The 12916-nt window shown below is 65.7% G+C and carries 12 protein-coding genes; 6 read left to right on the top strand and 6 right to left on the bottom strand.

Translation table 11 applies throughout. From position 1 onward, the window contains the following. Window positions 1-214 precede the first annotated feature (214 nt). Window positions 215-1594, top strand: a complete 1380-nt coding sequence (gene cysS, locus Q0982_RS14825) for a cysteine--tRNA ligase (RefSeq protein ID WP_299396806.1) — start codon at window positions 215-217, stop codon at window positions 1592-1594. A 168-nt stretch (window positions 1595-1762) separates the two neighbouring features. Here the strand turns inward: cysS and Q0982_RS14830 are convergent, their stop codons facing one another. Together Q0982_RS14830 and gor are read right to left on the bottom strand one after the other, a co-directional pair. Further along, on the bottom strand, window positions 1763-2161 hold the full coding sequence (locus tag Q0982_RS14830) for a hypothetical protein (protein WP_299396807.1): 399 nt from the start codon (window positions 2159-2161) through the stop codon (window positions 1763-1765). Window positions 2162-2229: 68 nt separating this feature from the next. Then, entirely contained in the window at window positions 2230-3606 is a 1377-nt protein-coding gene (gene gor / locus Q0982_RS14835) for a glutathione-disulfide reductase (protein WP_299396809.1), read from the bottom strand. A 231-nt stretch (window positions 3607-3837) separates the two neighbouring features. Between gor and Q0982_RS14840 the strand changes: the two genes are divergently transcribed. Continuing rightward, window positions 3838-5070 carry a cyclopropane-fatty-acyl-phospholipid synthase family protein gene (locus Q0982_RS14840; protein ID WP_299396811.1) on the top strand — a complete coding sequence of 411 codons (1233 nt, stop codon included), beginning with the start codon at window positions 3838-3840 and terminating at the stop codon, window positions 5068-5070. Between the two features lie 156 nt (window positions 5071-5226). Here the strand turns inward: Q0982_RS14840 and gabD are convergent, their stop codons facing one another. Continuing rightward, a complete protein-coding gene (gene gabD / locus Q0982_RS14845) occupies window positions 5227-6714 on the bottom strand; it encodes an NADP-dependent succinate-semialdehyde dehydrogenase (RefSeq protein WP_299396813.1) in 1488 nt (495 codons plus the stop codon). Between the two features lie 211 nt (window positions 6715-6925). On the opposite strand from gabD, the gene Q0982_RS14850 reads away from it, so the two are divergent. From Q0982_RS14850 to Q0982_RS14865, 4 genes are all read left to right on the top strand, one after another. Further along, window positions 6926-7309 (top strand): hypothetical protein, encoded by a 384-nt coding sequence (locus Q0982_RS14850; RefSeq protein ID WP_299396814.1) that lies wholly within the window; start codon window positions 6926-6928, stop codon window positions 7307-7309. An 88-nt stretch (window positions 7310-7397) separates the two neighbouring features. Next, window positions 7398-7748, top strand: coding sequence for a hypothetical protein (locus Q0982_RS14855; protein WP_299396815.1), 351 nt, complete (start codon window positions 7398-7400; stop codon window positions 7746-7748). Window positions 7749-7963: 215 nt separating this feature from the next. After that, on the top strand, window positions 7964-8308 hold the full coding sequence (locus tag Q0982_RS14860) for a hypothetical protein (protein WP_299396816.1): 345 nt from the start codon (window positions 7964-7966) through the stop codon (window positions 8306-8308). A 180-nt stretch (window positions 8309-8488) separates the two neighbouring features. Then, a complete protein-coding gene (locus tag Q0982_RS14865; RefSeq protein ID WP_299396817.1) occupies window positions 8489-8821 on the top strand; it encodes a hypothetical protein in 333 nt (110 codons plus the stop codon). 20 nt (window positions 8822-8841) lie between these two features. Here Q0982_RS14865 and glmS read toward each other — a convergent pair whose 3' ends face one another. From glmS to Q0982_RS14880, 3 genes are all read right to left on the bottom strand, one after another. Next, window positions 8842-10665 (bottom strand): glutamine--fructose-6-phosphate transaminase (isomerizing), encoded by a 1824-nt coding sequence (gene glmS / locus Q0982_RS14870; RefSeq protein ID WP_299396819.1) that lies wholly within the window; start codon window positions 10663-10665, stop codon window positions 8842-8844. Window positions 10666-10721: 56 nt separating this feature from the next. Beyond that, window positions 10722-12089: a bifunctional UDP-N-acetylglucosamine diphosphorylase/glucosamine-1-phosphate N-acetyltransferase GlmU gene (gene glmU, locus Q0982_RS14875; protein WP_299396820.1), complete on the bottom strand. Its 1368-nt coding sequence runs from the start codon at window positions 12087-12089 to the stop codon at window positions 10722-10724. Window positions 12090-12493: 404 nt separating this feature from the next. Continuing rightward, window positions 12494-12916 (bottom strand): histone H1-like repetitive region-containing protein (locus tag Q0982_RS14880; protein ID WP_299396822.1); only part of this gene is annotated, 423 nt, incomplete at its 5' end.

Raw genomic sequence — 12916 nt, forward strand, 5'->3', positions numbered from 1 at the left:
AATGCACCCGCCGACGCGCCCCGAAAGACCCCTTGACCCCAGATGTCATGGGCCTAAAGTGCGCGCCATGGTGATCTGGACCGTTTTCCGCACCCCCTGCTCTCCATGGGTGCGATGTTGCGACTGCCCGGCCCGCGCGGCCTGAGGCAGCCCTTTTGCTTGCGGGCCTCTCTGAGAGCGGCCCGCGCACCCAGACGATCCGGATAGCCCCATCATGGACCTGCAGCTTCACAACACGCTGACGCGCCGCAAGGAGCGTTTCGAACCTCTCGACCCGCAGAACGTGCGCATGTACGTCTGCGGCCCCACGGTCTACGACTACGCCCACATCGGCAACGCGCGGCCCGTGGTGGTCTTCGACGTGCTGTTCCGCCTGCTGCGCCACCTCTACGGCGCGGACCACGTGACCTACGCGCGCAACATCACCGACGTCGAGGACAAGATCATCGAGGCCGCCAAGCAGAGCGGCGAGACCATCGATCAGGTGACGACGCGCACCGCCCAGGCCTACCACGACGACATGGCGGCGCTCGGTGCCATGGACCCGACGGTCGAGCCGCGCGCGACCCAGCACATCGGCCAGATGGTTGCGATGATGGAAACCCTGATCGACAAGGGTCATGCCTATGCCGCCGAGGGCCACGTGTTGTTCGCGGTCGGCTCGATGGCGGACTACGGCAGGCTCTCCGGTCATAACCGCGACGAGATCATCGCCGGCGCCCGGGTCGAGGTGGCGCCCTACAAAAAGGACCCGGCGGACTTCGTGCTCTGGAAGCCCAGCACGGACGAGCAGCCGGGCTGGGACAGCCCCTGGGGCCGCGGACGGCCGGGCTGGCACATCGAGTGCTCGGCCATGGCCTTGGAGCACCTGGGCGAGATCTTCGACATCCACGGCGGCGGCCTCGACCTCGTCTTCCCGCACCACGAGAACGAGATCGCCCAGAGCCGCTGCGCCCACGGCACGGCGGAGATGGCCCGGGTCTGGATGCACAACGGCTACGTGGTGGTGAACGGCGAAAAGATGTCCAAGTCGCTGGGCAACTTCTTCACCGTCCGGCAGTTGCTGGAGGAGGGCTTGCGCGGCGAGGCCATCCGCCTTGCCCTGCTCTCCGGCCACTACCGCGCGCCGCTCGACATCACCCGCGACAAGATCACCGAGTGCAAGGCGCAGCTCGACCGGCTCTACGGCGCGCTGCGGGGCGTCGAGGCGGCGGAGGCCGAGCCGCCGGCCGGAGTCCTGGAGGCCCTGACCGACGACCTCAACACGCCGCTGGCGCTGGCCGAACTGCACGAGGTCGCGGGGCGGCTGAACAAGGCGGAGGATGCCGCGGAACGCCAAGCCCTGGCGGGGTCGCTGCTGGCCGGTGCCCAGGTGCTGGGCCTGCTGTGGGCGGACCCGGAAGTCTGGTTCCACGGAGCAAGCGCCGACGGCGGGCTGACAGCCGAGGTGATTGAAGCGCAGATCGCCGCCCGCGCCGCTGCCCGCAAGGCCAGAGATTTCGCCGAGGCCGACCGCATCCGCGACGACCTGCAGGCCGCCGGCATCCTGCTGGACGACGGCCCCCAGGGCACCACCTGGAAGCGGGCGGTCTGAGGTCGCCCTCACCCTCCCACGAAGGGGAGAAGGGCAATCCGTTGCGCCGCTAGAAATGCAAACCCTCTCCCCTGGAGGGAGAGGGTTGCGCAGGCATGGTGGGCACAGCGAGCCTAGCCGGGGCTGGGTGTGGGGGACGCGCTGTCGCACCCAGTCCGCCGCTCCAGCCTACTCCACAGGGTCTGGATCCGGCATACGGTCCAACAGTTCGAAGGCAAGAGCTGCGCAGATCCCGGCTGGAATGGTGACGGGCAGATGCAGCAACGAAGCGCCGCCCGCAAACAGAAAACTGAACCCGACTGCGAAGAGGTGCGGGAAGTCTGCCGGTTCTGACCCAAAGAGCGTCGAAGCCACCACCAGTAAGTAGAAGCCAAGCCCAAACAGAAAATGCGCGCCGAGTACGACGGTGACACCCAAAACGACTGCGCGTAATGGCAGGGCTATGCTTCTTGCCCGCCAGTCGCGCCAATACACAACGGCAAATGAGAGACCCGCTGCAAGTGCGGCAACGATCGAGAGCCCCAGTCTTCCCGCGGGAAAAGACTCCAAGTTGAAGAAGGTCGTCACTCCGGCGGTTACACCGAATATGGCTACGCCTAGGAGAAGCCGTGTAGAGCGAAGGCGCAGCACCGGCCCTATTCCGCCGCCTTGGCTTCCGGCTCGGGGAGGGGTTCGCGCATGGTGACGAACTCTTCAGCCGCCGTCGGGTGAATTCCGACGGTGGCGTCGAAGACCTGCTTGGTGGCGCCGGCCTTGATGGCGACGGCCATGCCCTGGACGATCTCCGGCGCATCGAGGCCCACCATGTGGACCCCCACCACCTTCTGCCCGGCACGCTCGACGATGAGCTTCATCATGGTCTTCTCGTCGCGGCCCGAAAGCGTGTGCTTCAAGGGCCGGAAGGTGGAGCGGTAGAGGTCGAGGGCGCCGTACTTCTCCCGCGCCTCGAGCTCGGTCAGCCCGACGGTGGAGACCGGCGGGTGGCTGAAGACGGCCGAAGGCACGTCGGCGTGATCCATGGCGCGCGGTTTACCGCGGTAGACCGTGTCGACGAAGGCCATGGCCTCCTGAATCGCCACCGGCGTGAGCGCGATGCGGTCGGTGACATCGCCCACGGCGTAGATGTTGTCCGCCGTGGTGCGGGAGTAGGCGTCGACCTTGATGGCACCCTTCTCGTTCAGGTCGACCCCCGCCGCCTCCAGCCCCAGATTCTCCACGTTGGGCTTGCGCCCGGTGGCGGCCATCAAAAGGTCGGTCTCCAGGGTCGAGCCGTCGGAGAGATGCAGCAGGAGATCGGTCTCGCGCTTCTCGACCCGGTCGATGATGGTTTCGACGATGATGTCGATGCCCTTCTTCACCATCTCCGCGGCCAGGGTGTTGCGCACGTCGTCGTCGAAGCCGCGCAGGATCTGCGGGCCGCGGTACATCTGCGTGACCTTGCTGCCGAGGCCGTTGAAGATCCCGGCGAACTCCACGGCGATGTAGCCGCCGCCGGCGATCACCACCCGCTTGGGCAGGTCGTCCAGATGAAACGCCTCGTTGGAGGAGATACCGTGCTCCCAGCCCGGCTCCATGGGAAAGGAGGGCGTGCCGCCGGTGGCGATCAGGATGGTCTCGGCTGAGAAGACCTGGTCGCCGACCTCGACCCTGTGGGCGTCCAGCAGGCGGGCATGGCCCGTGTGGATCTCGACCCCGGCCGTGTTGAGGAGCTTCTTGTAGATACCCTCCAGCCGGTCGATCTCCTTGTCCTTGTTGGCGATGAGCGCGCCCCAGTCGAAGGTCGGTTGGGGGACCGTCCAGCCGAAGCCGGCGGCGTCTTCGAAGTCCTCGTGGAAATGGCTGGCGTAGGACAGCAGTTTTTTCGGCACGCAGCCGCGGATCACGCAGGTGCCGCCGTAGCGGTAGGATTCGGCGATGCCGACACGCGCTCCGGTTGCAGCCGCCATGCGGGCGCCCCTGACACCACCGGACCCGCCGCCGATAACAAAAAGGTCATAGTCGTATCCGGTCATGTCTGCTCCTTCGAAACGGGCGGCATTCCTGGCGGTATGATTAAAGTCCAATCTAGGCAGGCGCTTACGGGCCCGCAAGACGTCGGATACCGCGCTCCTCGGAAGCCCGGCGCCGGGGGCCGGGGAGTTGCGCGATGCGGATCATCGCGCCAAGATGCTGTTACATAAGCAACAAAAGAAACAAGAAAACACAAGAAACCACTTTGAGGGGTAGACATTCGGAGTTGAACGATGCTGTTCCAGAAGCTGATGCAGAAGGTGGTCGAAAAAGGCAATCTGCGCATCATCGACGCTCGGGGGCGGACCTTTGACTGTGGCGACGGCAGCGGCCGCCGCTGCACCATGCGCCTCCACAAACGCCTTCTCGACTACAAACTCGTCCTCAATCCGCCGCTCTATCTGGCTGAAGCCTACATGGAAGGCGACATCACCCTCGATGAAGGCACCCTGCGCGACTTCATCGCAACGATGGCGCGCAACTATGAGCAGTTGGAGAGCAACAAGCTGGTCTCCCTGGGCTTTGCCCTGGGCCGCCACACACGCCGCCTGAAGCAGTACAATCCTGTCGGCAAGGCGCAAAGGAACGTCGCTCACCACTACGATCTCTCGGGCGAGCTTTACGATCTGTTCCTTGATGCCGACCGCCAGTACTCCTGCGCCTATTTCCGTACCGGCGACGAAAGCCTGGAGCAGGCCCAGGCCGACAAGAAGCTCCATCTCGCTGCCAAGCTCTATCTCAATCGCCCGGGCCTGAAGCTGCTCGACATCGGCTCCGGCTGGGGCGGCCTTGGCCTCTACCTGGCCCGTGCGGGGGGCTGCGAGGTGACGGGCGTCACCCTCAGCACCGAGCAGCACAAGCTGAGCCAGGAGCGCGCCAAGCAGGCGGGCCTGGACGACCGGGTCCGGTTCCACCTGCGCGACTATCGCGAAGACGCGAACCGCTACGACCGCATCGTCTCGGTCGGCATGTTCGAGCATGTCGGCAAGAAGAACTACCGCGAGTTCTTCCGCAAGGTAAGCGACCTGCTGGCCGACGACGGAGTCTTCGTGCTGCACTCGGTGGGCCGCGTCAACGATCCGGGCCCGGTGAACCCCTTCATCCGCAAGTACATCTTCCCGGGCACGGACGTGCCGACCCTGGGCGAAGTGCTGCCGGTGATCGAGGACTGCATGCTGACGGTGACCGACGTGGAGGTGCTGCGGCTGCACTATGCCGAGACGCTGCGCCACTGGGAGCAGCGCTTCCAGGCCAACCGCGACAAGGTGGCCGAGCTCTACGACGAGCGCTTCTGCCGCATGTGGGAGGCCTACCTGATCGGCTGCGAAATGGGTTTCCGCCACCAGGGCCTCATGGTGTTCCAGATCCAGATCACCAAGAACGTCTCGGCGGTACCGCAGACCCGCGACTACATCTACGAGTGGGAACACGGCCACGCCGGAGACGCCAGCCAGGCAGCGGAGTAGGATTCGTCAGACCCGTTTGCCGTAGCGCGGTCACATTGCGGCGCCCACCCTTCGAGACGCTTGCTGGCGCAAGCTCCTCAGGGTGAGGGCTTGTTCTTCACCCTGAGGAGCCGCCGACAGGCGGCGTCTCGAAGGATGGCGTCGCCTCAAAGCGCCTTACACGCCGCCCATGCAGAGGTACTTGGTTTCGAGGAATTCCTCGATGCCGTACTTGGAGCCCTCGCGGCCGATGCCGGACTCCTTCACGCCGCCGAAGGGTGCAACCTCGGTGGAGATAAGGCCGGTGTTGATGCCCACCATGCCGCTTTCCAGACCCTCGCCGATCCGCCAGATGCGCCCGATGTCGCGGGCGTAAAAGTAGGCCGCCAGGCCGAACTCGGTATCGTTGGCGAGTGCAAGGGCCTCTTCTTCCGTCTTGAATCGGAACAGCGGGGCCACCGGGCCGAAGGTTTCCTCCCGCGTCACCTTCATGTCGGTGGTGACATCGGTCAGAACCGTGGGCTGATAGAAGGTGCCGCCGCGTTCGTGGCGTGCACCGCCGATCACCACCTTGGCGCCCTTCGCTGTGGCGTCGGCGACGTGCTCTTCGACCTTCTCCAGCGCCGCCTGATCGATCAGCGGGCCCTGGCTGACGCCGTCCTCCTGGCCCGGACCCACCTTCAGCGCCTTGACTGCCTCGGTCAGCTTGGCGGCGAAGGCATCGTAGACCCCGTCCTGCACCAGGATGCGGTTGGCACAGACGCAGGTCTGGCCGGTGTTGCGGTACTTGGAGATCATCGCCCCTTCAACGGCCGCGTCCAGATCGGCGTCGTCGAAAACCAGGAAGGGCGCATTGCCGCCCAACTCCATCGAGACCTTCTTCACCGTCGAGGCGCATTGCTGGATCAGCAGCTTGCCGACCTCGGTGGAGCCTGTGAAGGACAGCTTGCGCACAACCGGGCTGGAAGTCATCTCGCCGCCGATCTCCCGGGCCGAACCTGTGACGATGCTGACGATGCCGGCGGGAATGCCCGCGCGTTCCGCCAGCTCAGCCAGGGCCAGTGCCGAATAGGGGGTCTGGGTCGCCGGTTTGATCACCACCGGGCAGCCGGCGGCCAGCGCCGGCGCGCACTTGCGGGTGATCATGGCGTTGGGGAAGTTCCAGGGCGTGATCGCCGCGACCACCCCGACCGGCTCTTTGACGACCACGATGCGCTTGTCCGGCTGGTGCTGGGGAATGGTGTCGCCGTAGACCCTTTTGGCCTCCTCCGCGAACCACTCGATGAAGCTGGCGCCATAAACCACCTCGCCGCGGGACTCGGCCAGGGGTTTGCCCTGCTCCAGCGTCATGAGCTGGGCCAGGTCTTCCTGGTTTTCCAGGATGAGCTCGAACCAGCGGCGCAGGATGGTGGCCCGTTCCTTGGCCAACAGGCTGCGCCAGGCCGGCCAGGCCCGCTCCGCCGCCTCGATGGCCCGGCGGGTCTCCGCCGCGCCCATGTTCGGCACCGAACCCAGAACCTCGCCCGTTGCCGGATTGGTGACTTCGATGACCGCACCGCTGTCGGCATCCGCCCAGCCGCCGTCGATGTAGCACTGCTCGCGGAACAGCTTGGGGTCGGAAAGCCGGGGAGCGGCGGCGGCAACAGGCTGGGCTTGGGCGGTCATGGCGGGGGGGTCCTCCAGTCTGGCCGGGTTGATGGGCAAAGCCTGGCCCGGCATTGTCAGGGCTTGCCGCGGAGTATAGACCTGTGGAGAGAAAGAACAATTCCCAGGGGGGCCGTTCGGCCCCGCAAGGGCGACAGTGGGGGCTGTTCGGCCCCGCAAGGGGGCTTCCGCGCGGGACGGCAGCTTCCGATGACGGCACCGGAGGGGAAGAATGACGCCGACGACACCACAGGCCGGCAGCAGGGCTTCTTGCGGCAAAACCCGAAAGGGGTTGCTGGCCGCCGCCGCAGCAATGGGTTTCGCAGCAACGCTGCTGTGGGCGGGCGCGCAGGGCATGGCTGCGGACCGCTGCGCCGCCGAGGTGCGCGACCACCTTGCCGACCTGCCGCTGGCGCAGGGCGACGTCAAGAGCGTGCGCATTATGGAGCGGGTGAACATCGCCGACGACTTCGGCCCGGAAATCTTCGGGGTCGACGCCTGGGTGCGGCTTCACTCCTGCAGCGGCTACCTGGTTCTCAATATGAGCCGAGGCTGCTTCCTGCGCCAGGCCTACACCCGTGGCGACTGTCAGATAGAGGGCTTGTCAAACTACTGACGCCGCCCTACCTGCTGAGAGGTCACTTTCCCGACTGTCGCCGCCCAAACCCCACTCTCCTCCCTCCCCGCCGCATCACGAGGCTTCCATGACGCTCCGGCGACGCGCCGTTTTGGTTCTGCTGCTTCCAACCCTGGCCCTCATGCTGGCCCTGATCGTGGCACCGGCGACAGCTTCTGCACAGATGAGTCAGGCCTGCGCACCGCAGGCCGAAGAGGCCTTGCAGGCCATGCCCTTCAGCGACGATGCGGTGAGCACCATCCGCCTTGAGAAGATGCTCAACCCGGCGGAGAGAGGCCCCCAGTTCCTGGGCGTCAGGGCCTGGGTCCGGCTCAAGTCTTGCAGCGGCTTCCTGATCATCGACATGACACGCAGCTGCTTTGTCCGTCAGAGCTACACCCGCGGCGACTGCGCGATCGACGGGGTCACCCGCTACTAAGCCCCGCAGCATCAAGCCGCACCGGCCATCCGCCCAGCGAGCGCCGCCCTGATGCAGCGAAGACAAGACGGCCTTCTCGGCGCCCGCCGGCGCGAAGGGTTGGCGTCGATTCGGCCAGGGTGAAGAAGGCCTTAGTCACCGAGCCGTTACTGGGAATCTGCGGGCTTCACCCTATCTCATGGGCAAGGATGAATTGGCAAAGGGGTCGAAGCCCGATGATAAAGACAAACCTCGGTATCTGGCTTGCTGCGCTCGCGGTGGTGACATTTGTGGGCGCACAAGACGCCGCAGCCGACAGCCGCGAAGATCGCTTCGAGGCCAAGGCACGGGAGCATCTGGCGGAGCTGAACATCACGGAAGCTGACATTCAGTCGCTGCAGATCGTTCTGCTTCGGCGCAAGAGTGACAGGGCGGGACCGGATATCCGCGGTGGCGAAGCCTGGGTGCGCCTCAATTCCTGCACCGGCCACGTGGTTGTCGTCATGAATCGCAAGGCTGCCTTCGTCCGCCAGACCTATACGCGCGGCGACTGCTCGGTTCCCGGCCTGTCGAACTACTGACCTGTCGAGCAGCCGGACAGCCCTTCGGTGCCTGCTAACGGCTTCGGGCAGATTGCGACAGTTTGATTACACAACAGAGCGCCTGCCTGATCGCACTGCATAGCTGGGTTGCGCGATCTTGGCAGGCCTTCTGCAATCCCCATGTGCAAGGCTCCAAACACACCGCATTGGAGCGTTGCCATGAGTCTGCGCGTCCTCTTTCTCGCCGGCCTGTTCAGCTTTGCCGCCGGCACCACCCTGCTTTCCTCCCCGCAACAGGCCCACGCGGTCCGCTGCGAGGCCCAGATCAACACGGCGCTGGAACGGATGTCGGTTCCGCAGAGTGACGTAAAGTCCGTCAAGGTCACCCGCCGCAGCAAGGGGGCCAAGTCCTCGTCGAACTACACCTACGACGCCTGGGTGCGGCTGAACTCCTGCAGCGGCTACTTCATGGTGCAGATGACGCGCCACTGTGTCGTCATGGACAGCTACACCGCCGGCGACTGCAACATCTCCGGCATGACCAACTACTGATATCCAGGAGCAGCCGGCGGCTACTCTACCGTTACGGCCTTCGCGAGGTTGCGGGGCTGGTCGACATCCGTGCCCTTCAGCACCGCCGTGTGGTAGGCCAGGAGCTGGACCGGCACAGTGTAGAGCAAGGGTGCGACGAAGGGGTCGACCGCCGGCAGTTCCACGACATGGGCGGCCTGGTCGCCCGCCCGCGCGATCCCCTCCGCATCGGAGATCAGGATAACCTTGCCGCCGCGGGCGATGACTTCCTGCACGTTGGCCGCCGTCTTCTCGAACAGCGGCCCGGCCGGGGCGCAGACCACGATGGGCACGTCTTCGTCGATGAGGGCGATGGGGCCGTGCTTCATTTCCCCGGCGGCGTAACCCTCGGCATGGATGTAGCTGATCTCCTTCAGCTTCAGGGCGCCTTCCAGGGCGATGGGATAGAGCGTTCCCCGCCCCAGGTAGAGAACGTCGCGGGCCTCCATGACGTCGGCGGCGATCATGCGAATGGCGGTGTCGTGGTTCAACACCTCCGCAACCCGCGCCGGCACCTCCAGCAGCGCCTCGGACAGCGCCGCTTCGCGCGCCGCATCGATGCTGCCCTTGGCGCGCGCCGTGGCCAGCGCCAAGCAGGCGAGCACCGTGAGCTGCGTCGTGAAGGCCTTGGTCGACGCAACACCGATCTCCGGTCCCGCCAGGGTCTGCAGCACCGCGTCGGACTCCCGGGCGATGGCGCTCTCGGGCACATTGACCAGCGACAGAATGGTCTGCCCGCTGCGCTTGGCGTAGCGCAGCGCCTCCAGCGTATCGATGGTCTCGCCGGACTGGGAGATGAAGAGGCCGAGGCCGCCCTCGGGCATCGGCGCCTCGCGGTAGCGGAACTCTGAGGCGATGTCCACCTCGACCGGCTGGCGGGCGATCTGCTCGAACCAGTACTTGGCGACCAGGCCGGCGAAGGAGGCGGTGCCGCAGGCGGAGATGGTGATTCGCGGGATCGCGGAGAAGTCGATGTCGAGCTCCGGCAGCTGCACGGAGCCCCTCAGCGGGTCGAGGATGGAGTGCAGGGTGTCGCCGATCACCGCCGGCTGCTCGAAGATCTCCTTCTGCATGAAATGGCGGTACTCGCCCTTGCCGATCATCGCGCCGGAAAACGCGGTCTGTTTGACCTCCCGCGCCACCGGCCGGTCCTCGGCATCATGCACCTGGGCGCCGTCCTTGGTGAGTTCGACCCAGTCGCCTTCCTCAAGATAAGAGATCTGGTCGGTCAGGGGCGCCAGGGCCATCGCGTCGGAGCCAAGGAACATCTCGCCGTCGCCGTAACCGACCGCCAGCGGGGAGCCGCGCCTTGCACCGATCATCAGGTCATGGCGGCCGGCGAAAACAATAGCCAGGGCAAAGGCGCCCTCTAGCCGCTTGAGCGTCGCCGCGACGGCCTCCTGGGGGCTTCTCTGATTTTCCAGGTATTCGCGCACAAGATGGACTACGACCTCGGTGTCGGTCTCGGTCTCGAAGCTATGGCCCGCGGCCTGCAGTTCGCTGCGCAGTTCCTTGAAGTTCTCGATAATGCCGTTGTGAACCACGGCCACCCGCTCGTTTGCGTGGGGGTGCGCATTGGTTTCGCTCGGCCTGCCGTGGGTCGCCCAGCGGGTATGGCCGATACCAATGGTCCCTTCCACCGGCTCGCGCTCCAGCAACTCGGCCAGATTCACCAGCTTGCCCTCGGCGCGGCGCCGGTCGATCGATCCGTTCATCAGCGTGGCAATGCCGGCTGAGTCGTACCCGCGATACTCCAGGCGCTTCAGCCCGTCGATCAGCAATGGCGCGACCGGTGCGTTGCCGATGATGCCGATGATGCCGCACATGGTGTCCTTATCCTTTCCTCTGTGCTTCGTTCCGTCGGACCGCGGCGCTCTGCCGGTTAGCCCTGCTTGGCGTCCTTGGCCGCCTGGCGTTCCTGCCGGAAGCGCGCGGCCCGGCCTTCGCGGACCTCCTGGTCGCTGCGCTCGACCGCCAGGGCGTCCTGCGGCACGTCCTGGGTGATGGTGCTGCCGGCCCCGACAATGGCCCCGGCCCCCACCGCGACCGGGGCGACGAGTGCCGTGTTGGAGCCGATGAAGGCCCCGGCACCGATTGCCGTATGATGCTTGGCGAAGCCGTCGTAGTTGCAGGTTATGGTGCCGGCGCCGATGTTGGCCGCCGGCCCGACACTGGCATCGCCCAGGTAGCTCAGATGGTTCGCCTTGGCGCCGGCGCCAAGCTCCGCGTTCTTGATCTCGACAAAGTTGCCGACGTGGGCCCCGGCACCGATGCGGGCCCCGGGGCGCAGGCGGGCGAAGGGGCCGAGAACGGCGCCATCGGCGACCTTGGCCCCTTCCAGATGACAGAAGCTGCGGATCTCCACGTCGTCGCCGACGGTCACGCCGGGACCGAAGAAGACGGAGGGATGAACCGTCACATCCCGGCCCAGGCGCGTGTCTGCCGAGAGCCAGACCGTCGCCGGGTCGATCAGGGTCGCACCGTCGGCCATCGCCTGACGGCGCAGCCGGTCCTGCATGGCCGCCTCGGCCAAGGCCAGGTCCTGGCGCGAATTGACGCCCAGGACCTCCGCCACCGGCCCCTCCACCACGCCGGCCGGGCGGCCCTCCTGATGAGCGAGGCCGAAGATATCGGTCAGGTAGTACTCGCCCTGTGCATTGTGGCTGTCCAGGCGGTCGATCAGCTCGAACAAACGGCGGCCGGAGCCGATCACGATGCCGGCGTTGCAGAGACCGATCTGACGCTGGGCCGAGTCCGCGTCGGCGTATTCGACGATCTTTTCGATCTTCTGATCGTCATCCAGGATGACCCGTCCGTACTGGGCCGGATCCTGGGGGCGGAAGGCCAGACCGACAATGTCCGGTGCAGCAGGCTCGGCGCGCGCCGCGACCATCCGCTGCAGCGTCGCCGGCGTCAGCAGGGGCGTGTCGCCGAAGACAACCAGCACGTCGGTCTCGACAAGACCCAACAGCGGCTCTAGCGCCTCCCGCGCCGCCGCGACGGCATGCCCGGTGCCCATCGCCTGCTGCTGGACGGCACAGCGGCTGGGGGCCGCAGCCGCCTCGACATCGGCCATTCCCGGCGCGATGACGACCACCGTTTCTTCCGGCGAGAGGGTGGCAACACTGGCCTGGACGTGCCAGAGCATGGCTTTGCCGGCAACCGGGTGGAGAACCTTCGGCAAATCGGACTTCATTCGGCTGCCTTTACCGGCGGCCAGGATTACGACGGCAAGTTTACGGGCGGGCATAGAGAGATCAGCAAGCCAAAGTGGATCGGACGCAAGTAACGGAAAAAGAGAATCGGACTTCTACGTTCAAAGCCCGTTTCCCGAAAACGGCCGGAGACTGCCACAGGCCGTTTTTCCTCAGCAAATCAACAATTGTTGCCGCTTATTACAGTCTGTTTCGGACTGTGACAACTGGTCCGGGACAACTGGTCCGGGACAACTGATCCCGTCGGAAGGCTGCAAGGGCAGCGCAGGAAACTTCGTCCGGCATGCCCAGGCCCAGACCCAGGCCCAGACCCAGGCCCAGACCCAGGCCCAGGCCCAGACCCAGGCCCAGGCCCAGGCCCAGAATAGCTGAAGGCGGGTGCCGCTGGGCACCCGCCTTCTACTGCTTTACACCAGAAAAGCCGAAATCGCGTCAGTAGTTAGCGGCGCGCCATGCCATTCCGGTAGGAACGCATGCGAGTCGCCCTGGCAATCGCTGCCATGCGATTTGCCGTCGACGGACGCGAAGAAGCCAAGCGAGACGCGATCAGGCGACGCGTTGCAAGGGCCTTACGGGAAGGTGCCTTGCGCGCCGCCGTCTTGCGGGCCGTGGTCTTGCGGGTCGTCGATTTACGAGCGGCCGTCTTGCGAGCCGGGCTCTTACGAGCGGCGGTCTTGCGAGCGGTCGTCTTCCGCGCGGTGCTCTTCCGAACGATGCGCTTCTTGGCGGCCGTCTTGCGGACCGGACGCTTACGCGCCGCAGTCTTGCGAGCGGTCGTCTTCCGCGCGGTGCTCTTCCGAACGACGCGCTTCTTGGCGGCCGTCTTGCGGACCGGACGCTTACGCGCCGCGGTCTTGCGAGC

This window comes from Pelagibius sp., from assembly GCF_028281305.1.
Classification (GTDB): domain Bacteria; phylum Pseudomonadota; class Alphaproteobacteria; order Kiloniellales; family Kiloniellaceae; genus Pelagibius.

Coding starts and splice junctions, on each gene's coding strand:
- cysS (WP_299396806.1), top strand. CDS start 215: ATGGACCTGCAGCTTCACAACACGCTGACGCGCCGCAAGGAGCGTTTC.
- gor (WP_299396809.1), bottom strand. CDS start 3,606: ATGACCGGATACGACTATGACCTTTTTGTTATCGGCGGCGGGTCCGGT.
- Q0982_RS14840 (WP_299396811.1), top strand. CDS start 3,838: ATGCTGTTCCAGAAGCTGATGCAGAAGGTGGTCGAAAAAGGCAATCTG.
- gabD (WP_299396813.1), bottom strand. CDS start 6,714: ATGACCGCCCAAGCCCAGCCTGTTGCCGCCGCCGCTCCCCGGCTTTCC.
- Q0982_RS14850 (WP_299396814.1), top strand. CDS start 6,926: ATGACGCCGACGACACCACAGGCCGGCAGCAGGGCTTCTTGCGGCAAA.
- Q0982_RS14855 (WP_299396815.1), top strand. CDS start 7,398: ATGACGCTCCGGCGACGCGCCGTTTTGGTTCTGCTGCTTCCAACCCTG.
- Q0982_RS14860 (WP_299396816.1), top strand. CDS start 7,964: ATGATAAAGACAAACCTCGGTATCTGGCTTGCTGCGCTCGCGGTGGTG.
- Q0982_RS14865 (WP_299396817.1), top strand. CDS start 8,489: ATGAGTCTGCGCGTCCTCTTTCTCGCCGGCCTGTTCAGCTTTGCCGCC.
- glmS (WP_299396819.1), bottom strand. CDS start 10,665: ATGTGCGGCATCATCGGCATCATCGGCAACGCACCGGTCGCGCCATTG.
- glmU (WP_299396820.1), bottom strand. CDS start 12,089: ATGCCCGCCCGTAAACTTGCCGTCGTAATCCTGGCCGCCGGTAAAGGC.